Annotated in this window: 21 protein-coding genes and 1 pseudogene; 19 read left to right on the top strand and 3 right to left on the bottom strand. The window is 45.7% G+C overall.

Annotation, left to right across the window (positions count from 1 at the left end; translation table 11 throughout):
• The first annotated feature begins 242 nt into the window (after positions 1-242).
• The 16 genes from hybO to JK188_RS00570 all read left to right on the top strand — a co-directional run bounded on the left by hybO (position 243) and on the right by JK188_RS00570 (position 15,056).
• A complete protein-coding gene (hybO, locus tag JK188_RS00495) occupies positions 243-1,361 on the top strand; it encodes a hydrogenase 2 small subunit (protein WP_036956217.1) in 1,119 nt (372 codons plus the stop codon).
• 2 nt (positions 1,362-1,363) lie between these two features.
• Complete coding sequence (gene hybA, locus JK188_RS00500) at positions 1,364-2,404, top strand: hydrogenase 2 operon protein HybA (protein ID WP_211887402.1); 1,041 nt, start codon at positions 1,364-1,366, stop codon at positions 2,402-2,404.
• A complete protein-coding gene (hybB, locus tag JK188_RS00505) occupies positions 2,391-3,578 on the top strand; it encodes a Ni/Fe-hydrogenase cytochrome b subunit (RefSeq protein ID WP_036956223.1) in 1,188 nt (395 codons plus the stop codon). The genes hybA and hybB overlap by 14 nt, the downstream gene beginning before the upstream one ends.
• Positions 3,575-5,278, top strand: coding sequence for a hydrogenase 2 large subunit (hybC, locus tag JK188_RS00510; RefSeq protein WP_211887404.1), 1,704 nt, complete (start codon positions 3,575-3,577; stop codon positions 5,276-5,278). The genes hybB and hybC overlap by 4 nt, the downstream gene beginning before the upstream one ends.
• A complete protein-coding gene (locus JK188_RS00515) occupies positions 5,278-5,772 on the top strand; it encodes a HyaD/HybD family hydrogenase maturation endopeptidase (RefSeq protein WP_154627706.1) in 495 nt (164 codons plus the stop codon). Before hybC ends, JK188_RS00515 begins: the two co-directional genes overlap by 1 nt.
• Before the next feature lie 7 nt (positions 5,773-5,779).
• On the top strand, positions 5,780-6,265 hold the full coding sequence (gene hybE, locus JK188_RS00520) for a hydrogenase-2 assembly chaperone (protein WP_211887540.1): 486 nt from the start codon (positions 5,780-5,782) through the stop codon (positions 6,263-6,265).
• The gene (gene hypA / locus JK188_RS00525; protein ID WP_211887405.1) at positions 6,265-6,606 is read left to right on the top strand and encodes a hydrogenase maturation nickel metallochaperone HypA; all 342 of its coding nucleotides are present in this window, start codon (positions 6,265-6,267) and stop codon (positions 6,604-6,606) included. Before hybE ends, hypA begins: the two co-directional genes overlap by 1 nt.
• Positions 6,607-6,732: 126 nt before the next feature.
• Positions 6,733-7,839, top strand: coding sequence for a hydrogenase nickel incorporation protein HypB (gene hypB / locus JK188_RS00530; RefSeq protein WP_211887407.1), 1,107 nt, complete (start codon positions 6,733-6,735; stop codon positions 7,837-7,839).
• Entirely contained in the window at positions 7,830-8,126 is a 297-nt protein-coding gene (gene hybG, locus JK188_RS00535; RefSeq protein WP_036956233.1) for a hydrogenase maturation factor HybG, read from the top strand. The genes hypB and hybG overlap by 10 nt, the downstream gene beginning before the upstream one ends.
• Positions 8,110-9,222: a hydrogenase formation protein HypD gene (gene hypD, locus JK188_RS00540; protein WP_108478456.1), complete on the top strand. Its 1,113-nt coding sequence runs from the start codon at positions 8,110-8,112 to the stop codon at positions 9,220-9,222. Before hybG ends, hypD begins: the two co-directional genes overlap by 17 nt.
• 1 nt (position 9,223) lies before the next feature.
• Positions 9,224-10,249 (top strand): hydrogenase expression/formation protein HypE, encoded by a 1,026-nt coding sequence (gene hypE, locus JK188_RS00545; protein ID WP_211887409.1) that lies wholly within the window; start codon positions 9,224-9,226, stop codon positions 10,247-10,249.
• Positions 10,250-10,318: 69 nt separating this feature from the next.
• On the top strand, positions 10,319-11,899 hold the full coding sequence (locus tag JK188_RS00550) for an ABC transporter substrate-binding protein (RefSeq protein WP_211887411.1): 1,581 nt from the start codon (positions 10,319-10,321) through the stop codon (positions 11,897-11,899).
• Positions 11,899-12,867: an ABC transporter permease gene (locus JK188_RS00555; RefSeq protein ID WP_211887413.1), complete on the top strand. Its 969-nt coding sequence runs from the start codon at positions 11,899-11,901 to the stop codon at positions 12,865-12,867. The genes JK188_RS00550 and JK188_RS00555 overlap by 1 nt, the downstream gene beginning before the upstream one ends.
• Positions 12,864-13,676: an ABC transporter permease gene (locus JK188_RS00560; protein WP_211887415.1), complete on the top strand. Its 813-nt coding sequence runs from the start codon at positions 12,864-12,866 to the stop codon at positions 13,674-13,676. Before JK188_RS00555 ends, JK188_RS00560 begins: the two co-directional genes overlap by 4 nt.
• Complete coding sequence (locus JK188_RS00565) at positions 13,670-14,455, top strand: ATP-binding cassette domain-containing protein (RefSeq protein WP_211887417.1); 786 nt, start codon at positions 13,670-13,672, stop codon at positions 14,453-14,455. The genes JK188_RS00560 and JK188_RS00565 overlap by 7 nt, the downstream gene beginning before the upstream one ends.
• Before the next feature lie 4 nt (positions 14,456-14,459).
• The gene (locus tag JK188_RS00570; protein WP_211887419.1) at positions 14,460-15,056 is read left to right on the top strand and encodes an ATP-binding cassette domain-containing protein; all 597 of its coding nucleotides are present in this window, start codon (positions 14,460-14,462) and stop codon (positions 15,054-15,056) included.
• Here the strand turns inward: JK188_RS00570 and JK188_RS00575 are convergent, their stop codons facing one another.
• Positions 15,057-15,950 (bottom strand): LysR family transcriptional regulator, encoded by an 894-nt coding sequence (locus JK188_RS00575; RefSeq protein ID WP_211887421.1) that lies wholly within the window; start codon positions 15,948-15,950, stop codon positions 15,057-15,059.
• Between the two features lie 98 nt (positions 15,951-16,048).
• Here JK188_RS00575 and JK188_RS00580 point away from each other — a divergent pair, with 98 nt between their 5' ends.
• The 3 genes from JK188_RS00580 to JK188_RS00590 all read left to right on the top strand — a co-directional run bounded on the left by JK188_RS00580 (position 16,049) and on the right by JK188_RS00590 (position 19,423).
• Positions 16,049-17,380: an MFS transporter gene (locus tag JK188_RS00580; protein WP_211887423.1), complete on the top strand. Its 1,332-nt coding sequence runs from the start codon at positions 16,049-16,051 to the stop codon at positions 17,378-17,380.
• Positions 17,381-17,773 (top strand): hypothetical protein, encoded by a 393-nt coding sequence (locus JK188_RS00585; RefSeq protein ID WP_211887424.1) that lies wholly within the window; start codon positions 17,381-17,383, stop codon positions 17,771-17,773.
• A 180-nt stretch (positions 17,774-17,953) separates the two neighbouring features.
• Positions 17,954-19,423 (top strand): MFS transporter, encoded by a 1,470-nt coding sequence (locus tag JK188_RS00590; protein ID WP_211887426.1) that lies wholly within the window; start codon positions 17,954-17,956, stop codon positions 19,421-19,423.
• 61 nt (positions 19,424-19,484) lie between these two features.
• Here the strand turns inward: JK188_RS00590 and rpoD are convergent.
• Together rpoD and dnaG are read right to left on the bottom strand one after the other, a co-directional pair.
• Positions 19,485-21,353: pseudogene (rpoD, locus tag JK188_RS00595) on the bottom strand (RNA polymerase sigma factor RpoD); the annotation flags it as partial.
• Between the two features lie 164 nt (positions 21,354-21,517).
• Entirely contained in the window at positions 21,518-23,263 is a 1,746-nt protein-coding gene (dnaG, locus tag JK188_RS00600; RefSeq protein ID WP_036956253.1) for a DNA primase, read from the bottom strand.
• Between the last annotated feature and the right edge of the window lie 25 nt (positions 23,264-23,288).

Genomic DNA, 23,288 nt, shown 5'->3' on the forward strand with positions numbered 1-23,288 from the left:
CAGGATCAAGTGATTAAAAAGCGGTAGGACTAGGATCTCATTTATATTTACACATCAGGTAATTCTAATAAGGTCTCTGCTTATTAGGTGTAATTGGTGAAGCGATTTTGAATACAAATAATACCTAAATTCCTATGCATATTTCTAATATGTGGCGGATTTTATTTATTTTTTGAATGCAAAATCGTAAAGAAAAATAGCCTAATAAATAGGCTCTAAGCCACTCATAATAGGAAATAGAAATGGCAGGAGATAACTCTATTCTTTCTCCCCATGGCATTAATCGCCGTGACTTTATGAAGTTGTGTACAGCGCTTGCTGCGACAATGGGGTTAAGTGGAAAAGCCGCCGCTCAAATGGCTGATGCGGTGAGTGATCCAGAACGTCCACCCGTCATTTGGATTGGTGCTCAAGAGTGTACAGGATGCACAGAATCGTTGCTGTGTGCGACTCACCCAACCCTCGAAAATTTAATTCTCGATACCATTTCTCTCGAATATCACGAAGTTCTCTCTGCGGCTTTTGGTGAGCAGGTTGAAGAGAACAAGCACAATGCTATTGAAAAATATAAAGGTAAGTATGTTTTAGTGGTCGATGGTTCGATTCCACTGAAAGATGATGGCATCTACTGCATGGTGGCCGGAAAACCTATCGTTGAGCATATCCGTATGGCTGCTGAAGGTGCGGCTGCGATTATTGCTATCGGATCTTGCGCTTCTTGGGGTGGGGTTGCTGCGGCTGGGGATAACCCAACAGGCGCGGTTGGCTTAAATGAAGTTATCAAAGATAAAACCGTTATCAACATTCCGGGTTGCCCGCCAAACCCACATAACTTCTTAGCAACAGTTGCCCACCTGATCACCTATAACCGTCCACCAGCGTTGGATAGCAAAAATCGTCCAATGTTCGCGTACGGTCGATTAATTCATGAACACTGTGAACGCCGTCCACACTTTGATGCGGGGCGCTTCGCAAAAGAGTTCGGCGATGCTGGTCACCGTGAAGGTTGGTGTTTATACCATTTAGGCTGTAAAGGGCCAGAAACTTACGGCAACTGTTCAACCTTGCAATTTTGTGACGTTGGCGGCGTGTGGCCAGTGGCAATCGGGCATCCATGCTACGGCTGTAACGAAGAAAATGTGGGCTTCCACAAAGGTATCCACCAATTAGCGAATGTGGAAAACCAAACACCACGTTCCGAAAAACCGGATTTGAATAATAAAGAAGGTGGACAAGTTTCTGCAACTGCCGTGGGGTTAATCGGTGGTGTAGTCGGTCTGGTGGCGGGTGTCAGTGTGATGGCTGTGCGTGAGTTAGGGCGTCAAAAACGTCAAAATGATACCAACTCACGGGGAGAATAACCGTGGATAGACGAAATTTCCTTAAGCTCTCAGCTGGGGGAGCGCTGCTTGCAAGCACCACTTCACCGAGCTTGGCGGGAGCGGAAAATAGGCCGCCAATTCCGAATGCGCTGGGTATGCTGTATGACTCGACACTCTGTGTTGGGTGCCAAGCGTGCGTCACCAAGTGTCAAGATATTAACCATCCTGAGCGCAACCCTGTTGGTCCTCAAACATGGTCAAACAATGACAAACTGACGCCATACACCAACAACGTGATCCAAGTGTGGAGCGATGGCTCAGGCTTGCATAAAGATCAGGAAAAAGATGGCTACGCCTACATTAAAAAACAGTGTATGCACTGCGTTGATCCTAACTGCGTCTCTGTTTGTCCTGTTTCTGCGCTAACCAAAGACCCAAAAACAGGCATCGTGCATTACGACCCAGATATCTGTACGGGTTGTCGTTATTGCATGGTGGGTTGCCCATTCAACATTCCTAAATATGCTTATGACGACAAATTTGGTGCAATTCATAAATGTGAGCTGTGTAACCAAAAAGGCGTAGAGCGCTTAGATAAAGGCGGTTTACCGGGTTGTGTTGAAGTGTGTCCAACAGGCGCGGTGATTTTTGGTACTCGTGAAGAGCTTCTCGCCGAAGCGAAAAAACGTTTATCGCTGAAAGTGGGCGAAGAGTACGGCTTCCCTCGCCAAACTGTTCATCACAATGACCCGAACGTGATGCCAGCACCGAAATACCAGCAGCATATTTACGGTGAGTTGGAAGGTGGTGGTACTCAGGTCATGGTGCTTTCTGGTGTGCCATATCAAAATCTGGGACTGCCAGAGCTAGATGAACTGGCAACCGGTGCACGTTCTGAAAATGTTCAGCACACCTTGTATAAAGGCATGGTTCTGCCTCTTGCGGCGTTAGCGGGACTGAGTTTCTTAGTGTATCGCAATACCAAGAATCATGATTCTCATGACGACAAATCTCATGACCATAAAACGCATGACGACCAAAATCATAAGGACAAGGGGGACGACTCTAATGGCAACGCATGATAAAGAACAGCCGCTAGGTGGGCGTTTAGTCAGTTGGCCAGTGATTGTCTTCGGACCGTTTGTCATCCTGTGCCTGATTTTGATTGTAAAACGTTTAGTGTTTGGTCTGGGTTCAGTCTCTGACCTGAACGGCGGATACCCATGGGGGATCTGGATTGCCTTCGACTTACTGATTGGTACCGGTTTTGCCTGTGGTGGATGGGCGTTAGCGTGGGCAGTGTATGTCTTTAACCGCGGTGAATATCACCCGTTAGTACGTCCTGCACTGCTGGCAAGTCTGTTTGGTTACTCTCTCGGTGGTTTGTCTATCACTATCGACGTGGGTCGCTACTGGAACCTGCCTTATTTCTATATTCCAGGGTACTTTAATACCAACTCTGTGCTGTTTGAAACCGCAGTGTGTATGACTATCTACATCGGTGTGATGGCGCTGGAGTTTGCCCCTGCAATTTGTGAACGCTTTAATTGGAAAGTGTCATTAAAACGCCTGAATAAAGTGATGTTTTTCATCATCGCATTGGGTGCGTTACTGCCAATGATGCACCAATCGTCTATGGGTTCACTGATGATTGCCGCAGGGCATAAGGTTCACCCGATTTGGCAAAGCTATGAAATGTTGCCGTTATTATCGCTACTGACCGCCTTTATTATGGGTTTTTCCATTGTGATTTTTGAAGGTTCCTTATTGCAGTCAGCGTTAAAAGGGCAAGGGGCTGATGAACGACCTCTGTTTGTTAAGTTAACCAATATCCTTCAAGTGTTCTTAGTGCTGTTCTTGGTTTGCCGTTTCGGTGAACTGATTTATCGCGGCAAGATGCACTATGTGATGGCGATGGATTTCTACGCCATGATGTTCTGGATTGAGACTGCATTAATGGTGATCCCGCTGATTATCTTCCGTATGCCATCCCTGCGTACTGACTCAAGATGGTTATATATCAGTGGATTAAGCATGTTACTGGGTTCTGCGCTATGGCGTATGAGCTACTCACTGATCGCCTTCAATCCTGGCGGTGGATATGACTATTTCCCAACCGCAGAAGAGATATTAATTTCCATCGGTTTTGTGGCCATCGAGGTGTGCGCATACATCTTGTTAGTTCGCCTATTACCGATTATTCCAGCAATAAAAAAATCTAATTCAAGTCCTTCTCAGGCCCGAGGTAAAGCATGAGCCAACGTATAACTATCGACCCGGTAACTCGTATCGAAGGTCACTTACGCATTGATTGCGAAATCGAAGATGGAAAAGTCACTAAAGCGTGGGCATCCGGCACCATGTGGCGTGGTATGGAAGAGATCGTAAAAGGGAAAGATGCCCGCGATGCATGGATGATCATGCAGCGTATTTGTGGGGTATGTACCACGGTTCACGGGATCATTTCTGTGCGTACTATTGAAAGCGCACTAAATCTTGAAGTGCCTGTTAACGCGCAATATATCCGTAATATGATTTTGGCGGCGCATACTATCCAAGACCATATTGTGCATTTTTATCAGTTATCTGCGCTGGACTGGGTAGACATTACTTCTGCATTAAAAGCTGACCCAACCAAAGCGGCGAATATGCTTAAAGGGGTCTCTACATGGTCGTTAAACAGCCCTGAAGAGTTCACCCGTGTTCAAAACAAAATCAAAGATTTAGTCGCCAGCGGTCAGTTAGGTATTTTCGCTAACGGCTATTGGGGTCACCCTGCGATGAAATTGTCGCCAGAAGTGAACTTAATTGCGGTGGCTCACTACCTGCAAGCGCTGGAATGCCAGCGTGATGCTAACCGTATCGTAGCACTGCTAGGTGGTAAAACACCGCATATTCAAAACTTAGCGGTGGGCGGTGTTGCTAACCCAATCAACCTTGATGGTATTGGTGTACTTAACCTTGAGCGCTTAATGTACGTGAAATCCTTTATTGACCGTTTAGGGGATTTTATTGAACAAGTGTACAAAATCGACGCGGCAGTGATCGCATCGGGTTATCCAGAATGGTTAGAAATGGGTAAAGGCGCCAAACACTATATGTGTGTGCCTGAAATGCCGATGGATAACAAAAATGGCAGCTTCTTGCTACCGGGTGGTTATCTGGAAAATGGGGATTTCAGTACTTATCGCCCAATCACTAGCCACACTGACGAATACCTGATTAACGGTATTAAAGAGAGCAGCAAGCACGCATGGTACAAAGATAACGAACCTCAAGCCCCATGGGAAGGTACCACAATTCCAGACTACACAGGCTGGGATGATGACGGTAAATACTCTTGGGTTAAAGCGCCAACCTTCTACGACAAAACTGTGGAAGTGGGTCCATTAGCTGACTTGCTGTGCAAACTGGCAGCGAAACATGAGCCAACTGAAAAACACTTTAATGACGTCGTTGGTTTATACCAAACCTTAACAGGCAACACGATCACTAAAGACCAGCTCGAATCAACATTAGGTCGCATTATTGGTCGTACTGTTCGTTGCTGCGTGTTAAACGAAACCTTGTCTATTCAATGGCAAGCGCTGGTGGATAACATCGGTAAAGGCGATCACACCACCTTTATCAAACCAAACTTCCCACAAGATACGGTTATCAAAGGGGTTGGTTTTGGTGAAGTGCCTCGTGGTCTGTTATCCCACTGGGTGGTGGTAAAAGACGGTAAAATTGAAAACTATCAAGCGGTTGTTCCATCTACATGGAACTCGGGTCCACGTAATTTCAATGATGAACCAGGTCCTTATGAGCAAGCGCTAGTCGGAACTACGGTGGCTGATCCATCTAAACCATTGGAAGTCGTTAGAACGATCCACTCCTTCGACCCATGCATGTCTTGTGCGGTGCATATCGTCGATACAGAAGGCTCCGAAGTGACTAAGGTGAAGGTGCTGTAATGCGTATATTAGTCTTAGGTGTTGGCAATATTTTGCTGAGTGATGAAGGTATCGGTGTGCGCATTGTTGAAGCACTCGAAGAACGTTATCACTTACCAGAATGTGTTGAGGTATTGGATGGTGGAACGGCAGGCATGGAGCTGATTGGCGCTATGGCGGATCGTGATCATCTGATTATTGCGGATGTGGTGCTGTCGAGTCAGCAGCCCGGTAGCATTTTGGTACTGCGCGATGCCGAAGTACCCGCGCTGTTTACCCGTAAAATCTCACCCCATCAGTTAGGGCTTTCCGATGTGTTATCGGCGCTGCATCTAACCGATGAGTTTCCAAAGCGTCTGACACTGGTGGGAATTGTGCCTGAGTCGTTAGAACCGAATATCGGTTTAACGGCGACGGGGCAAGCTGCATTAGAGCCTGCACTGCAAAAAGTGATCGAAGTGCTACGCAGTGAAGGGTTAGAGATTATCGCAAAAGAAGAGTGTCTCCATGCCTAATGAATCCATGCCAAAAGAAATCCAAGGTTACTCTCAAAACCCGCAGCCTCTGGTTCAGGCTGCTTTTGAACGAGTCGCTCAGCAATCGATGCATGATTTGTCCTTCTTGCATCCGACAATGGGCATCTATGCCAGTGCATTTTCGTTATTTGAAAATCAATGGGTAGGGGCGGTTATCACCCCTTGGATGTTGAGTGCGATCATCCTGCCGGGTCCTGACCAATATTGGGAGTATCGTGTTGTTGGGGAGAAACTTGGTTTGATTCTCCCTTACGGCGAAATGACATACACCGTTGGGGAACTGGAAGGGCTAACTCAATATTTGGCGTGTTCATTAATGTCGCCATTAGACAGAAAGCTAACTGCAACGCAGGGTGAACATCTGGCTGATGACTGCGCGCGGATGTTGCTCTCTTTACCTGTGACGGATCCTAATGTCCCTAAATCGCCGGAACGTCGCGCTGTGTTCGCTCGTTATCTGGGAGACCAATAATGCATGAAGTCTCTTTATGCCAAAGTGCTGTTGAGATCATTGAACAGCAAGTAAGACAGCATCAGGTGAAAAAGGTGACCGGCGTTTGGTTGGAAATTGGTGCACTCTCTTGCATTGAAGAGAGTGCCCTTCGTTTTTGTTTTGATATCGCGTGCCGCGGAACCGTGGCACACGGTAGTCAATTGCATATCCTGTATCGTCCTGCTCAAGCATGGTGTTGGGATTGTAGTAAAAGTGTTGATGTCCACACTCACGACGCCGCTTGCCCTAAATGTCACGGTTTTAACCTCAAAGTTGAGAACGGTGACAGCCTGCGAATCAAAGAATTAGAAATCGAATAGATTTTTGATCTAAGAACCTTTTGTGTGATTTAGAGCGAAAATTGTGAATTGACCTTGCGGTGAATCAACCTATTTTTCTGATGTTGCACTAAGCTAACTTCATCACTCACTTATGGAGTAATCATTATGTGTAGTACTTGTGGCTGTGCTTCGGGAGAGCGCAGAATTGAAGGTGATGAGCACCAACATCACCATGATCATGACCACCACCATGGACATGATCACCATCACCCTCATGACCATGATCATCACCATGATCACCATTCTCATGGACATGACCATGATCATCATGACCACGACCATCATCACCATGACCACTCTCATGCAGCAGAACATAGTGGTAAAACGGTGATTATTCATCACCATTATTATCATCAAGGTGATGTGAACCACTACTATCAATCTGAGCCCGAAACCTGTGGCGTGAAGATTGAAAAACATAAGCATAAACATAAGCACGAGCATCCGCATTCTCATGATCATAGCCATGAAGCGGAATCCACTTTTGCCCCCGCAGGTGAACACCATGACCTCGATTATGGTCAAGGTGAAGCGGGAACCCATGCGCCGGGTATTAGCCAAAAACGTATGTTACAAATTGAGATGGATGTTCTGGATAAAAACAACCATCTAGCCGAGCACAATCGCGAAGATTTTGTGGCAAAAAATATTTTGGCATTGAATCTCGTTTCAAGCCCCGGCTCCGGTAAAACCACCTTACTGACTGAAACCCTATTGCGTCTGCGTGACAAATTGAACTGCGCGGTGATTGAAGGGGATCAGCAGACTACCAATGATGCTCAGCGTATTCGTGAAACAGGCGTGCCAGCGATTCAAGTGAACACAGGCAAAGGCTGCCACTTAGATGCACAAATGGTGCATGATGCGGTTGACCGTTTAGGTTTGGATGAGAACAGCTTGCTATTTATTGAAAACGTTGGGAACTTAGTCTGCCCAGCAAGTTTTGATCTAGGGGAACGCCATAAAGTTGCGGTGCTATCTGTCACTGAAGGTGAAGACAAACCCTTGAAATACCCGCATATGTTTGCGGCGTCAGACATTATGATCCTCAATAAAATCGACTTACTGCCTTACTTACATTTTGATGTAGAAGCCTGTATTGCCAATGCAAAACGGGTGAATCCGAACATCCAAGTGATCAAAGTCTCTGCCACTAGCGGTGAAGGGATGGATGCTTGGCTAGCATGGCTGGAGACTCAGCTATGTGCTTAGGAATACCGGGTAAAATCGTCGCGGTGGGCGAAGATGTCCACCAATTGGCGCAAGTTGACGTCTGTGGCGTGAAACGTGACGTGAACATTGGGCTGATTTGTGAAGGTGACACGGCAGATCTGCTAGGTCAATGGGTCTTGGTACACGTTGGCTTTGCAATGAGTGTGATTAACGAAGAAGAGGCTCAGGCCACCCTTGATGCGCTAACGGCAATGAGCCAGTTAGACCATGAAGTGGGAGACTTTACAGGGCTAAATTCGGGAGCAACAGATGCAGTACGTCGATGAGTTTCGCGACCCTGCCTTGGCAAAAGCCTTATTGGCGCATATCCGCAAGCGTATTGCGGATATCCCAAGAGCCAAGCAGCGCCCATTACAGTTAATGGAAGTGTGTGGTGGTCACACCCACGCCATCTTCAAGTTTGGTATTGACCAACTTCTTCCTCCTGAAATTGAATTTGTGCACGGACCGGGTTGCCCAGTCTGTGTACTGCCGATGGGACGAATTGATGGCTGCATTGAAATAGCTGAACGTCCTGAAGTTATTTTCTGCACCTATGGCGATGCGATGCGTGTGCCGGGTAAAAATGGCTCTTTGCTGGATGCGAAACGCCGTGGTGCGGATGTGCGGATCGTTTATTCACCCTTAGATGCGTTAAATCTTGCCCAGCAAAATCCTGAACGTGAAGTGGTATTTTTCGGTTTGGGATTTGAAACCACCATGCCGAGTACCGCGCTGACACTACAACAAGCGCGTCTGCGCCAAGTGAAAAACTTCTCAGTATTTTGCCAACATATCACCATTATCCCAACCCTTCGTAGCCTGCTTGAACAGCCTGATGTGCGAATTGATGGCTTCCTTGCGCCGGGGCACGTCAGTATGGTGATTGGCGCCCATCCTTATCAATTCATTACCCAAGAATTCCATAAACCGCTGGTAGTTACAGGGTTTGAACCTCTCGATATTTTGCAATCTCTTGCCATGTTGGTGGATCAAATTGCGGATGGTCGCTGTGAGGTGGAAAACCAATATAAGCGTATCGTGGCGGATGAAGGCAACTTGCTGGCACTGAAAGCCTTGGACGATGTGTTTGAATTGAAAGCCACCAGTGAGTGGCGTGGATTGGGGGAAATTGCAGGTTCAGGTGTGCAGTTAACTCTTGATTACCAAACCTTTGATGCAGAGCTGCGTTTTAATATCCAGCCTCATCAAGTGTCGGATGACCCTCAAGCACGTTGCGGTGATGTGCTCACGGGGCGTTGTAAACCAAATGAATGCCCGCTGTTTGGGCAACGTTGTACACCACAAACGGCATTTGGCGCGTTGATGGTCTCTTCTGAAGGAGCCTGCGCCGCGTATTACCAATATCGTCGGGAGGCGTAAAATGAGCTCGGATTCTAAAAACGTGGTTACTATGGCTCATGGTAGTGGTGGCTTAGCCATGCAGCAGCTGATTGAACAGCTGTTTTTACAGGCTTTTGCTAACCAAGCTCTCGATGAACGTGAGGACCAAGCGCGCCTTTCTCTCGCTGAAATGACCGCATTAGGTGACCGTTTAGCATTCAGTACCGACAGCTATGTGATTGACCCTATTTTTTTCCCCGGCGGCAATATTGGGAAACTGGCAGTTTGCGGTACGGTGAATGACGTGGCGGTTAGCGGTGCTGTTCCCAAATACCTCTCTTGCGGTTTTATTCTTGAAGAAGGTCTGCCACTGTCAGATTTGCAAACCATTGTGGAATCCATGGCGGCAACCGCTAAAGCGGCGGGAGTGCAGATAGTGACGGGAGATACCAAGGTTGTACAGCGTGGCGCGGCGGATAAAGTGTTTATCAATACTGCGGGTATTGGCGTGATCCCAACCGAAATTCATTGGGGCGCTCAGCAAATTCAAGCGGGAGATAAAGTGATTGTCAGTGGGACACTGGGCGATCATGGTGCGACCATTTTAAACTTGCGTGAACAGCTCGGTTTAGAAGGGCAACTCAGCAGCGATTGCGCGGTTTTAACTCCGATCATTGAGCCTTTACGTGATATTGATGGTGTACGCGCTCTGCGTGATGCCACTCGTGGTGGTGTAAATGCTATTTTGCATGAATTTGCGCAAGCCAGTGGTTGCGGTATTTCCATCAATGAAGGGGATTTACCCGTTTCTTCCGCCGTTCGTGGCGTGTGTGAGTTATTAGGTTTAGAACCCCTTAATTTTGCCAACGAAGGCAAATTAGTGATTGTGGTGAAACCCGATGTGGAACAGCAAGTTTTAGCCGTATTGCGTCAACATCCATTAGGCGTTAATGCCAAAACCATTGGTTATGTGACAGAAAATAAACAGGTGAAGCTGGTGGGTATTTTTGGTGCTTCCCGACTGTTAGATTTGCCGCATAGCGAGCCATTACCTCGAATTTGTTAGTTATTTGTACCCTAAAAACGGTACCTGAAAACGGTACCGAAATGAAAAAATCACCGACTAGAGGGATATATGATTAAAAAATTAGCGGTTGCCATGTGTTTAATGGGATTAACCCTGCAAGCACAAGCGGCTGAGCCCGCATCATCTACACACACTTTACGACTTGCCATTGGCGCAGAACCCACTGAAGGTTTTGACCCAATGTTGGGTTGGAGCCACGGTAGTTACTTGCTCCTGCATAGTCCACTCTTAAAGCAAAAAGCGGATCTTTCTTGGCACAGCTATATGCTCGAAAGCTACACGCACAATGCAGATGGTAAAGAGTGGACGCTGACCTTGAAAAAGGATCTGAAATTCTCAGACGGTTCACCGTTAACCGCTAAAGATGTGGTATTCAGCTACAACAATGTGGCAGCGAGCGGCGGTAAAGTGGATATGGGTAACTTCGCGAAAGCAGAAGAAATCGACCCGCTGACCGTGAAAATTACCTTATCCTCCCCGCAAAGTACCTTTATCAACGTGTTGGGATCGTTAGGGATCGTCTCTGCGGATAAGTATGATGCAAAAACATACGCTCATAACCCGATTGGGGCAGGTCCATACCGTTTAGTCGCATTCCAACCGGGTCAGCAACTGATTGTTGAGCAAAACCCATACTATGCCGGTCCTAAAAATGACTACGGCAAAATGGTGTTTGTATTCCTTGATGAAGACGCCGCATTTGCGGCTGCACAGAGCGCTCAACTTGAAGTTGTACGCATCCCGCCAGCGGTCGCAAGTAATGCAAATAATGTCCCTAACATGAAGCTCATTGAGCGTTACAGCGTGGAAAACCGCGGGATCTCATTCCCAATTCCACCGGCTGGCGAAAAAGATGCTCAGGGCAACCCAATCGGTAACGATATCACTTCCGATGTCGCCATTCGTAAAGCCATAAACTACGCATTAGATCGCAAGCTGTTGGCGGAATCTGTCCTTGAAGGTTTTGCTGTTCCTGCTTATACCGGCGTTGCTGGGTTACCTTGGAATAACCCTAAATCGTCATTCAAAGATGGGGATTTAGACAAAGCCAAAGCCATTTTGGAAGAGGCTGGCTGGAAGCTGAATAAAGACGGTTTAAGAGAGAAAAATGGCAAAGTGGCGAAACTCACTCTGTGGTATGCCAGTGGGGACACAACTCGCCGCGATCTAGCCCAAGCGATCCGCTCAAGCTTAAAACCACTCGGCATCGAGATGGACTTAAAATCGGGTAGTTGGGAAACCGTTGAACTGCATATGCATGCTAACCCAACGCTATTTGGTTGGGGCAGCCTCGACCCAATGGAGTTAGTCCATAACTACAGCAGCAAAGCCGCGGGTGTCGGCTTCTACAATGCGGGTTACTATAAAAACCCAGCGGTGGATGAAATTATCGAAGAAGCGCTACGCCAACCTGACCAAGATGCCGCTATTCCGTTATGGCAACAAGTGGACTGGAATGGCAAAGTGGGCGTTGGTATCCAAGGGGATGCAGCATGGGCTTGGTTGATGAATGTCCAGCATATTTACTTATCGAATCAATGTGTTGATTTAGGTAAAAGTGCCCCTGAAATTCACGGATCTTGGTCTGTGTTGAATAACGTCGATGAATGGAAGTGGACTTGTAAGTAATGCGAACGACCTTTGGGCTTTTATTGCGATTTATCTGTCTGTTAACGGTAACAGCGGTAGGGATTTTTATCCTACTAAGCTACTCGCCGATTGATCCGATCAAAGCCTATATTGGTAATGACTTGATGCATGTGCCCCCAGAGCAATACCCGCTAATTGCGGCGCGATGGGGGCTTGACCAACCGCTTTGGATGCAGTTTTGGCGCTGGTTTTCACAAATGCTTCAAGGGGATTTGGGGTATTCGATGCTGTACAATACCCCAGTTTTACAAGTGATTTCTGACCGGATTGTTCCTTCACTGGCTTTGCTCGGCAGTGCGTGGGTGTTTTCCGGCGTGGTTGGGTTTGGACTTGGGTTAGTGGCGGGTCGCTATTTAAACCGCTGGCCTGATAAAATCATTTCGGCATTTTGTTATTTACTTGCCTCAATTCCCGTCTTTTGGATAGGTTTATTGTTGCTTTCCCTGTTTGCGGTTTCTTTAAAATGGGCACCCATTTGCTGCGCATGGCCGATAGGCCTCGATGAACAGACCGCCACATTCTCACAAAAAATTCAGCATTTGATTTTGCCCGTGATTGCCCTTGGCATGTTGGGCGTGGGCACCATTGCCTTACACACCCGTGCGAAAGTGGCCGAAGTGATGAATAGCGAATTTATTCATTATGCACAAGCGCAAGGGGATAAAGGCTGGTCAATGATGGGCTTCCATGTGCTTAAACACGCTATCACCCCTGCGATTTGCTTGCAGTTTGCCTCTGTCGGCGAGCTTTTTAGTGGCGCATTGTTGGCGGAGAAAGTGTTTGCGTACCCAGGGTTAGGACAAGCCACCATTGATGCTGGATTACGCGGAGATGTGCCATTGTTAATGGGGATTGTGATGCTGTGCGCCGTGCTGATTTTCTTCAGTAATACGATGGCGGATTTGCTATTGAAACGGGTGAATAAGGGAGTGATAAGAGAATCATGACCTATAATCCTAATCGCGCACTGATTAAATTAATCCTTTCATTAAGTTGCCTGATTTTATTAGGTGGCTACGCTTTTTGGTTGCTTTCGTCTGATATTGAAATGAGCTTGCTAGATAGGCGACAGGCGCCGTCATTACTGCACTTATTTGGGACAGATAATTTAGGGCGCGATTTATTTGAGCGTACATTTCAAGGGATTGCTACTAGTTTACAAATTGGTTTAACCGCGTCGATAACCAGCGGCATTATCGCCTTGGTGATGGCGGGGTTATCTTCGCTCAATAAAAGCATGGATTATGTAGTACGCGGTATTATTGATGCGCTCCTTGCTCTACCACATTTACTGCTATTGGTGCTGATCTGCTTTACGCTGGGTGGTGGAAAGATGGGGGTGATTTGGGCGGTGGCATTAACCCACTGGCCTAAACTGACATTAATCTTGCGCTCAGAACTGTTGCGAGTTCAGCAAACCGATTACATCATGCTATCCCATCGTATAGGTAACAGCGCCTTTGAGCGTTTACGTTACCATTATTTACCGATGTTGCTTCCTCAATGGATGGTCGGGACATTATTAATGTTTCCGCATTCCGTGTTACACAGCGCCGCGTTAAGTTTCCTCGGATTTGGGCTCGCACCCCATGAGCCATCACTGGGTATCCTGCTTTCTGAAGCGTTACGTTATTTGAGTACTGGTGCATGGTGGATGGTCGTTTTCCCCGGAGCGGCATTGATGGGGTTAGTTCTACTATTTGACCAATTTGCGAAATCGGCTCAACAATTGTGGTTAAGGGAAGCAACATGCTGAAATTTGAAAATCTGGCCATTGATGTGGCGCAATATCGTTGGTTGGGCAAAAAGCAATGGTCTCCACTACTGCAAGATATTTCGCTAGATATTCAACCTGGTGAAATGGTGGCGCTAATTGGCGGTAGCGGTGAAGGTAAAAGCTTATTACTACAAAGCGCATTAGGATTATTGCCAGAAAATATGCGCTGCAAAGGGAATATCGAACTGAATGGTCAAGCCCTGACGGAGAAAACCAAATCTCAGTATCGCGGGAATTCGTTGTGTTATGTGCCCCAAGGGGTGAGTGCGTTAAATCCATTAATTCAGATTGGTCCTCAGCTCGAACGCGCCGCTGTACTCAGTGGGCAGCATATAAAAATGCACGATGTGGCACGACACCTACAAGAATACAGTTTGCAATCGAGCCTAGTGAATCACTACCCAAGCCAGCTCTCAGGAGGAATGGCAAAAAGGGTATTGGCGAGCAGTGCCACGCTTTCTCGCGCGGAATATATTCTCGCCGATGAGATCTCTTCATGGCTGGATGATGGGCATGCGGTGCAATTACTCGATAATATTAAATCTCTATGTCGTGATGGTCGCGGCGTTCTATGGGTGACTCATGACCTTTCTATGGCGGTGCGTTTCGCCGATCGTGTAGCACTACTGCGTAATGGTGCGCTTGAAGAAGTACTGAGTAGCCAAAAACTCAAACAAGGTGGTGGCGGACAATGGATCCAATCTTTATGGAATGCCCTGCCTGAACATCAATTTATGATGTTGGATGAGTGGAGGTAGCCAGATGCTAGAGATTCAAAATCTGCGTATTGAGCAAGCGGGTAGGACATTGTGGGATAACCTGAATTTGTCATTAGCAGACAATGAACGGTTGGGTATTTCCGCTCCCAGTGGATTTGGGAAAACGACGCTAGGACGTGTGCTGGGTCAGTGGCAACAACCAACACATGGACAAATTTTATTGAATGGTGCGCCAGTTCCCCATCGCGGTTATTGCCCAATCCAGCTAGTCCCCCAGCACCCAGAAAAAAGCTTTAATCCCTATCGTACCGTGGGTTCCAGTGTTCGCGATGCATGGGAACCGGATACCCAATGGTTAGATTACCTTTCTATCAAACCGCAATGGTTAGAACGACGCCCCAGCGAGTTATCGGGCGGAGAACTTGCGCGGGTAGCTTTACTCCGCGCCCTCGATCCTCGAACCAAAGTGCTGATCGCTGATGAGATTACAGCCCAATTAGATGCCCATCTTCAAAAGGAAGTGTGGCAGCATTTGATCCGTATTTCACAGCAACGCCCCCTCGCGATGATTGTTTTTAGCCACAATAAAGCGCTGCTAGAGAAAGTGTGTACCAAGGTGTGGACGGTGGCTGTAACTTAGTCACAGCTGTATTTTATCAACCAAAAATTCAATAAATGCCCGTGTTTTGGCGGGTAGAGTCTGGGTATTGGGATAAAGCAATTGAATGTTTTGTTTTGGTAGCTCGAATTCAGGCAACAACCGCACTAATCGCTGTGCTTTTAAATCTTCTTCAACCAGCCATGCGGGGCAAATAGCCGCACCTAATGAGGCTAATGCCAACTGGCGGATGGTTTCTGCTGAATTGGATTCATATCGGCTGTTTAATAAGGGCAACCCAAACTTTTCGCCGTGACAATTCTGCAGAATATATTGGCTATCTTGCAAATTCAGTAACGAATGTGTGACCCATGGAATATGCGCTAAGTCCTCGATATTCTTAATGGAGCATTGATTGGCAAACTGGGGTGTGGCGACCAAATAAATTGCATATTCTCTGAGCTTACGGGATTTTAATGAGGAGTTTTTTAAATTTCCTAATCGAATCGCAATATCGAGCTTTTCAGCTAATAGGTCATCAAAAGAAGAGTTAAAACTGTATTGTAGGCGTAGTTGAGGGTATTGCCGGCAAAATGCTGGGAGTAAAGGCAAAATATAGCGTTGCCCAAATTCATTGGTTGAAGAGAAACGTAATGTGCCAGTTATGTTGGTTGCTAAATTTTGGCTTCTCTCAAAGGCTTCCTCTATCTGTAATTGAATCCGTTTAAAATCATCATAAAAATATTTCCCCACCTCAGTGAGTGCAATATTGCGGGTATTTCGCACCAATAAGCTGACATTTAATCTCTTTTCAAGCTGTTTAACATCAATACTGACCATCGAACGGCTTAGCTCTAAGATCTCTGCGGCTTTGGTAAATGAACCCGAGTCTACAACTTGAAGAAAGCTGGTAATTTGCTTGAGATTTTTTTGCATAATCCATTCGATTGTTTGATTGTGTTAAACAATGATTTTACTTCCTTTGCATCGACAGGAGAAGGGCTGCACTCTACTCTTGGCGACTGGAGGTAGCTATGTCATACCGTTATCAAATCGCTACAGTATTTCTTCTCGGCTTTTTCATTGATTGTATTAATATTTTTATGTCTACCATTGCATTGCCAGATATCGCTTCGGCATTTTCGGCGAGCCAGTCGATGGTCTCTTGGGTGGCGAATGCCTATATTTTAGGGCTCGTGCTGATTATGCCTGTTAGCCTGTGGTTAGCGGGTCGTTTGGGGGAGCGTAAGCTACTTGCTTACTCAATGCTGCTATTTTCCCTTTCCGTTGGGCTATGTGGATTTAGTGATTCTATTTACAGTTTGATTTTCTGGCGTTTTATTCAGGGAATTGCTGGGGGGTTATTAATTCCAGTTGGGCAGGCTTTAGTGTTTGCACTATTTCCTAATCAAGAGCGTCAAAAGATATCCACGATGATCATGGCGGTTGCTTTAATTGCCCCGGCATTTTCTCCGGCGATTGGTGGCATGATCATTGATTCTCTTTCTTGGCGATGGGTATTCTTTGCAAATCTTCCGTTCTCATTGCTGGCAGCATTGTTGGCTTGGTGCTGGGTAAAATCCAGTGAAAAACAGATACGAGAAAAGCCTGATATTATTGGCTTGCTGTTAGTCAGTTTCAGTTTACTGAGCTTATTGATGTCATTTTCCCTTTATAATGATTACCAAAGTTTAGCCCTCGCATTATTGAGTTTTGCGCTTTCTGCCGCTTTGCTGATTGTATATTTACAGTACGCAAAGAAATGCCGAGCACCGATTTTAAACCTGCAATTACTCAAGAATTATAATTTACGTAATGGTTTTATTGTTTATTACGCGGTGCCGGGAATTTTTACGGGCGTTAATTTACTGAATATTTTTAATCTACAAAATAATATCGGATTTAATGCACAACAAACGGGCATGTTTATGTTGGTATATGCGGCGGGTGCTTTGATTTCCATGGTAACTGGCGGCTATTTTTATCATCGTCTAGGTAAGCGAAGCCTATTTATTGCGGGTATCGTTGTGCATAGCATTGGGATCTTGACTCTGTTTTGGGTCGATAACCAAAGCCAATTAATGTTGCTCATTATGGCTTATTTATTAATGGGAACAGGCGGTGGGATCAGTGCGAATACTGCGCAAATTAGTGCATTAATAGACTTTAAAGATAAGGATTTATTGCAAGGTAGTGTGTTGTGGAATATTAACCGTCAGGTGGCTTTTAGTGTGGGAACGGTGGTATTAATTTCCCTCTTTAACCTTGTTTCATTTTCTTCAGAGTTAGTTCGTTATCAATATACGTTTTTCATTGCAGCTATTCTGGGGCTGCTATCGTTAATTTCAGTTATTAAGGGAAAATAGATGGACGCTAAAATGTCGCTGGCAGTACAAAGTGTAATTGATTTACATGTGGTCATTGAGGATGTATTTACAGGGCGCAATCAGGGTGAGAGTTTACCGCTTTTACTGAATAGCTTTGATCCGGATTTTAAAATGGTCACGATCCAAGGACAGGGGATCGCCCACAAAGATGTCATTGCGTTGTTTAGTCAACTTGCTGGCAAAAAGCCTCATTTGACCATCACAATTCAGAATATAGTGCCAATACAGCAGTTAGGAAGTGATTGCTGGATACAGTACCAAGAATTGCAGACCAATGAAGGCGTTTCGTCGTTACGAATTTCAACTGCATGTATTCATGTTGAAAATGAAAAGTGCACTTGGAAATACCTGCATGAAACACCAGTAAAATAACCTAAGTTTTGAAAGAATAGTTACTTAGTGGAATATGAAACGGTCAATAGACCGTTTTTTATGGTTAGCTAACAAAGAATTCTTCATTTTAATTACAAATGATTTTTATTCTCAATATTGATTGACCGTCGGTCAGTTGCGATCTAACATGCGGAAAAGATCGAAAATGGGAATAAGAGAATGAAACGAATTTTTTTGATTATCGCGGTGTGCTTGGGAACGTTTATGGCGACGCTTGATATCAGCATTGTGAATGTCGCTCTCCCTGCAATAGGGCAAGAACTTTCCACTAATCTGTCAATGTTACAATGGGTTATAGATGCCTATGCATTGTGCTTATCGGCATTGATTCTCTCCGTTGGGCCTTTAAGCGATCGTTATGGACGTAAGAGAGTGTGGTTAGTGGGGATCGCAATATTCACATTGGGATCGTTGATTTGTGCTTTGGCATCAAATATCCAATGGCTGCTATTTGGACGAGCCGTCCAAGGCATTGCTGCCGCAGCCCTGATCCCTGGGGCGTTATCTATTATTACGCAGGCATTTAGTAATGACATTGAGCGAATTAAAGTCATTGGTATTTGGTCGGCAGTTAGCGCGTTATCACTGATCATTGGCCCTATCTTAGGTGGTTTTCTAGTGGATACCTTTGATTGGACAACCATCTTTATCATTAATATTCCGATCGGTTTACTGACCTTGGTATTAGGCTGGTTAGGGATCACGGAAAGTGCTGATCCTGATAAAGCGGCGTTGGATCCGGTTGGTCAGTTGCTGAGTATTGTTGCCCTTGGTGGGCTCACGTATGGGTTAATTGAAGCGGGGGAGCTGGGTTGGGATAACTCATGGACTCTGGGAAGTTTAGCGCTTGGCGCTGTGGCATTATTGGGGTTTGTTGCCGTGGAGCTGAAGGCGGCTCGCCCTTTATTACCATTGTATCTATTCAAGAAAAATCCTGGTTTTTTTCAATATAATATAGCGTCATTTGCCCTTGGGTTTGCTACCTACAGTAATGTATTTTTTATCGCGCTGTTCTTACAGAAAGGGCAAGGTTGGGGGGCGTTTGAAGCGGGCTTGCGAATGGCGCCAGAATTTATCGCCATGGCGCTGTTTTCATTTAGTTTTGGTCGGCTTTCCGGGCGATACAGTGTCCGTAACATTATGATTATTGGCTTCTTGCTGATTGCCCTGTCATCCATGTTATTGACGCGAGTGAATGCGGATACCGACTATTTTCTTATTGCTGTGACGTTACTTATTTTGGGGGCGGGCATGGGAATGGCGACGCCGGCAATAGGTGCATTGGTGATGTCGAGTGTTGAAAAAGCCTATTCAGGGATAGCATCTGCAGTGATGAATGCATTGAGACAAACGGGCATGACTCTGGGTATTGCCCTGTTGGGAACGCTAATGACTCACCGAGCAGTCGATTTACTGTTGAGTAATCAACAGATTAATACTCAGCTTTCTACTGAACAGATTATCGAACTCGTTAACCAACATGGACATATTTCATCGACGATGATTGAGCAAGCAACGCGCTCAGCCTTTGTTTCGGGGTTTAACTTGGCGATGTTCGGTGGAGCATTGGCCATTTTGCTTTCATTAGCGTTAATGCTTAAACGCCAGCAAAAAATTAAGTGTGAGTGATAGGTAAAAAAACACCTGCCGAAGCAGGTGTTTGGTTTTGTAGACTTGAAGACGTTGTAGCTTATTCGTCTAAGAAGCTGCGCAGAACTTCTGAGCGGCTAGGGTGACGTAATTTACGCAGCGCTTTCGCTTCAATCTGACGGATACGCTCACGGGTAACATCAAACTGTTTGCCCACTTCCTCTAAGGTGTGGTCAGTGTTCATGTCGATACCGAAACGCATACGCAGGACTTTCGCTTCACGCGCGGTTAAGCCAGCCAGAACCTCATGAGTTGCCGAACGTAAGCTTTCTGACGTTGCAGAATCTAACGGTAACTCTAATGTGGTATCTTCAATGAAATCGCCTAAATGTGAATCTTCATCATCACCGATTGGCGTTTCCATAGAGATTGGCTCTTTCGCAATCTTCAGTACTTTACGAATTTTATCTTCCGGCATTAGCATGCGTTCTGCCAGTTCTTCTGGCGATGGTTCACGACCCATCTCTTGCAGCATTTGACGAGAGATACGGTTCAGTTTGTTGATGGTCTCAATCATGTGAACCGGAATACGGATTGTACGTGCTTGGTCAGCGATAGAACGGGTAATAGCCTGACGGATCCACCATGTTGCATAAGTTGAGAACTTATAACCACGGCGGTATTCAAACTTATCAACCGCTTTCATCAGACCGATGTTACCTTCTTGAATCAAATCAAGGAATTGCAGACCACGGTTGGTGTATTTCTTCGCGATAGAAATAACCAGACGTAAGTTTGCTTCAACCATCTCTTTCTTCGCACGACGAGCCTTAGCTTCACCGATAGACATGCGACGGTTGATGTCTTTAACCTGTTCAATTGTCAGGCCAGTTTCTTCTTCGATTTGACGCAGTCTTTGCAGACAACGCAGAACTTCTTCTTCCACTTCCAGCAGTTTTTCAGACCACGGCTTGTTCATCGCTTTTGCTGCGGTTAACCAAGTCTCGCTGGTTTCGTTGCCACTGAATAAGGTAATGAAGTTCTTCTTAGGCATTTTGCACTGTTCAACGCACAGTTTCATGATAGTACGTTCTTGCATACGAACGCGGTCCATCATTTCACGCATGTTGTTGACCAGATAGTCAAACTGCTTAGGTACTAAACGGAACTCTTTGAAAACTTCGGACAATTGCTCAATAGCTGCCGCAGTTTTCGCATCGCTACGACCATATTGTTTAATATGGGTGCGAGTTTTTTCATATTGTTCGCGAAGATCAGAGAATTTCTGACGCGCTAACTCAGGATCGATGCTGTTATCGTCATCGCTATCGCTGTCATCGCCGTCTTCATCTTCTTCGTCTTCGTCGTCTTTATCTAACTCTTCTTGTGGAAGTTCAGAACCTACGTGGGTTGCTGTAGGGGCTAAATCTTCTTCCGCATTTGGGTCAACGAACCCAGTGATGAGGTCAGATAAGCGGCTTTCGCCAGCTTCGACGCGGTCATACTGTTCAAGTAAGTAGGTGATAGCCTCAGGGTATTCAGCAACAGAGCACTGAACCTGATTGATACCATCTTCGATACGTTTTGCGATGTCGATCTCACCTTCACGGGTAAGAAGTTCGACAGTTCCCATTTCACGCATATACATGCGCACTGGGTCAGTGGTACGGCCGATTTCACTTTCAACACTGGACAATACTTGAGCTGCAGCTTCAGCCGCATCTTCATCCGTGTCGGAAGTATTTTCAGCCAAAATTAAATCATCGGCATCAGGTGCTTCTTCCATGACTTGGATGCCCATGTCATTAATCATCTGGATGATATCTTCAATCTGATCTGAATCGACGATATCTTCCGGCAGATGGTCGTTTACCTCAGCATAGGTTAAATAACCTTGCTCTTTACCCTTGGTGACGAGTAGCTTAAGCTGTGACTGCGGGTTTTGCTCCATAAGACGGTATCCACACTTCTGAGTATTTAAATTGGTGTCGGTCGGCGAAACTAACGGCCAACAAGAACATTTAAAGGGACATTTGACTACGCGCTACGCCCTTTATATTTCGTAGCATTTACAGGCAGTTGCCTTGTTATTTGCGGCACTTAAGCCGTTTTGTATACTATTTTTTGGATGCTTTAAGTTTTCACTCGTGAAAGAGTGATTAGACGGACTTCTTCGCGCTCTTCAGGTGTCAGCCTTTGTGTTCGTTCTTTCGCTATCAGATAGTCGAAACGCTCATCGAGGGCGCTATTAAATAGATGATTTAGAGCATCTATAAAGGTATTTTCCGCTATTTCCTCTATTTCTATATCGTTCCATGTTGCGAGTTTTTCAAGTTGTTTCGCGAAATTATTATCACGATAACGTTCTAGCAACTGCCCAGTGGTCATTCCGGGGGTGGAACGGCAAACTTCAACCAATTCCTGAAATAGAGAAAGCCCCGGCATTTGGATATGGGCAATTCCCTCTAGCGAGGGAACAAGCTCCGAAAAGTTCGGATTTTGCACCAACAACGCGATAAGTATGCGCATTGTTGTTGGTTTCAGTTTGGGTGCCTGATAGTTAACTGGCTCAGTACTCTCTCTATCAATCATAGCAAGAACTTGGGAAATATCCGGTATACCAATGAAATTTCCTAGCTCTTGTGCCATATAAAGACGTAGAGTTTCACCCGGAATCTGTTTTATCAATGGGATAGCAAGTTTACTAATTTTTGCTCGACCCTCTTGGGTTTTTAAATCCACTTGGGGAACTAAAGAGTCAAACAAAAAGGTGGAAAGACTTTGCGCATTTTCCATGCGTTGCTCAAAGGCGTCTTTTCCTTCTTTGCGTACCAATGAATCTGGGTCTTCGCCATCAGGCAAAAACATAAAACGGAGTTGGCGACCATCGGTCAGATAGGGAAGGGCGTTTTCAAGTGCACGCCAAGCGGCTTCTCTTCCTGCTCTATCTCCGTCATAACAGCAAATTACCGTGTCTGTTGAGCGATAGAGCAATTGAATATGCTCAGAGGTTGTAGAGGTGCCAAGTGATGCAACCGCATAGCGGATGTCATACTGTGCGAGTGCTACAACGTCCATATAGCCTTCAACAACAAGTAATTTTGCAAGCTCACTACTATTTTGCGTGGCTTCATAAAGGCCAAAAAGTTGGCGACCTTTATGGAATATATCGGTTTCTGGGGAGTTTAAATATTTTGGCAATGCATCGCCTAACACCCGTCCACCAAATGCAATTACGCGACCGCGACGATCCCGAATCGGGAACATGACCCGCTCTCTAAAGCGATCATAAACGCGACCATTATCATTAGTGACCAGCATGCCCGCTTCATCAAGTTGCTGACGGCTTTCTGGGTTCACGGCAAATTTCTTGAGAAGGTTGTCCCAGCCTGCGGGCGCAAAACCAATCGAAAAATGCGAGATAATATCTGCACTTAAACCACGTTGGCTTAAATAATCTTTGGCTTTATTGGCCGATGGATGATTTAAGGCAGCGCAGTAAAACTGATTTATTTTTTCCATCAATTGGTACAAATTTTGACGCTGATGGAGTTCAATTTGGCTGGTTCCGGTTCCTTTTTCGTAAGGAACATCCAGACCATGTAATGCGGATAACTCTTCTATCGCTTCGACAAAATCTAATTTGTCGTAATTCATCAGAAAATCGATGGCGTTACCATGGGCACCACAACCAAAACAATAGTAAAACTGTCTCTCACCATTGACAGTAAATGATGGTGTTTTTTCGTTATGAAAAGGACAGCAAGCGTGATGGTTCTTACCCTGTTTTTTTAACGGGACTTTTGCATCGACTAAATCAATGATATCGGTACGAGCGAGTAAGTCATTGATAAATGAACGCGGAATTCGTCCAGCCATAAGCCTCTTTTTCGCCTGTTGATGA

This window comes from Providencia sp. JGM181, from assembly GCF_018257375.1.
Lineage (GTDB): Bacteria > Pseudomonadota > Gammaproteobacteria > Enterobacterales > Enterobacteriaceae > Providencia > Providencia lanzhouensis.

What these genes read in the sequence shown, in the direction of transcription:
- hypB (WP_211887407.1), top strand. Translation starts at nt 6,733, where the DNA reads ATGTGTAGTACTTGTGGCTGTGCTTCGGGAGAGCGCAGAATTGAAGGT.
- JK188_RS00590 (WP_211887426.1), top strand. Translation starts at nt 17,954, where the DNA reads ATGAAACGAATTTTTTTGATTATCGCGGTGTGCTTGGGAACGTTTATG.
- hybO (WP_036956217.1), top strand. Translation starts at nt 243, where the DNA reads ATGGCAGGAGATAACTCTATTCTTTCTCCCCATGGCATTAATCGCCGT.
- hybB (WP_036956223.1), top strand. Translation starts at nt 2,391, where the DNA reads ATGGCAACGCATGATAAAGAACAGCCGCTAGGTGGGCGTTTAGTCAGT.
- hypA (WP_211887405.1), top strand. Translation starts at nt 6,265, where the DNA reads ATGCATGAAGTCTCTTTATGCCAAAGTGCTGTTGAGATCATTGAACAG.
- hybE (WP_211887540.1), top strand. Translation starts at nt 5,780, where the DNA reads ATGCCAAAAGAAATCCAAGGTTACTCTCAAAACCCGCAGCCTCTGGTT.
- JK188_RS00565 (WP_211887417.1), top strand. Translation starts at nt 13,670, where the DNA reads ATGCTGAAATTTGAAAATCTGGCCATTGATGTGGCGCAATATCGTTGG.
- hybC (WP_211887404.1), top strand. Translation starts at nt 3,575, where the DNA reads ATGAGCCAACGTATAACTATCGACCCGGTAACTCGTATCGAAGGTCAC.
- JK188_RS00570 (WP_211887419.1), top strand. Translation starts at nt 14,460, where the DNA reads ATGCTAGAGATTCAAAATCTGCGTATTGAGCAAGCGGGTAGGACATTG.
- JK188_RS00580 (WP_211887423.1), top strand. Translation starts at nt 16,049, where the DNA reads ATGTCATACCGTTATCAAATCGCTACAGTATTTCTTCTCGGCTTTTTC.
- JK188_RS00560 (WP_211887415.1), top strand. Translation starts at nt 12,864, where the DNA reads ATGACCTATAATCCTAATCGCGCACTGATTAAATTAATCCTTTCATTA.
- JK188_RS00585 (WP_211887424.1), top strand. Translation starts at nt 17,381, where the DNA reads ATGGACGCTAAAATGTCGCTGGCAGTACAAAGTGTAATTGATTTACAT.
- hypE (WP_211887409.1), top strand. Translation starts at nt 9,224, where the DNA reads ATGAGCTCGGATTCTAAAAACGTGGTTACTATGGCTCATGGTAGTGGT.
- JK188_RS00515 (WP_154627706.1), top strand. Translation starts at nt 5,278, where the DNA reads ATGCGTATATTAGTCTTAGGTGTTGGCAATATTTTGCTGAGTGATGAA.
- JK188_RS00575 (WP_211887421.1), bottom strand. Translation starts at nt 15,950, where the DNA reads ATGCAAAAAAATCTCAAGCAAATTACCAGCTTTCTTCAAGTTGTAGAC.
- JK188_RS00550 (WP_211887411.1), top strand. Translation starts at nt 10,319, where the DNA reads ATGATTAAAAAATTAGCGGTTGCCATGTGTTTAATGGGATTAACCCTG.
- hypD (WP_108478456.1), top strand. Translation starts at nt 8,110, where the DNA reads ATGCAGTACGTCGATGAGTTTCGCGACCCTGCCTTGGCAAAAGCCTTA.
- hybG (WP_036956233.1), top strand. Translation starts at nt 7,830, where the DNA reads ATGTGCTTAGGAATACCGGGTAAAATCGTCGCGGTGGGCGAAGATGTC.
- dnaG (WP_036956253.1), bottom strand. Translation starts at nt 23,263, where the DNA reads ATGGCTGGACGAATTCCGCGTTCATTTATCAATGACTTACTCGCTCGT.
- JK188_RS00555 (WP_211887413.1), top strand. Translation starts at nt 11,899, where the DNA reads ATGCGAACGACCTTTGGGCTTTTATTGCGATTTATCTGTCTGTTAACG.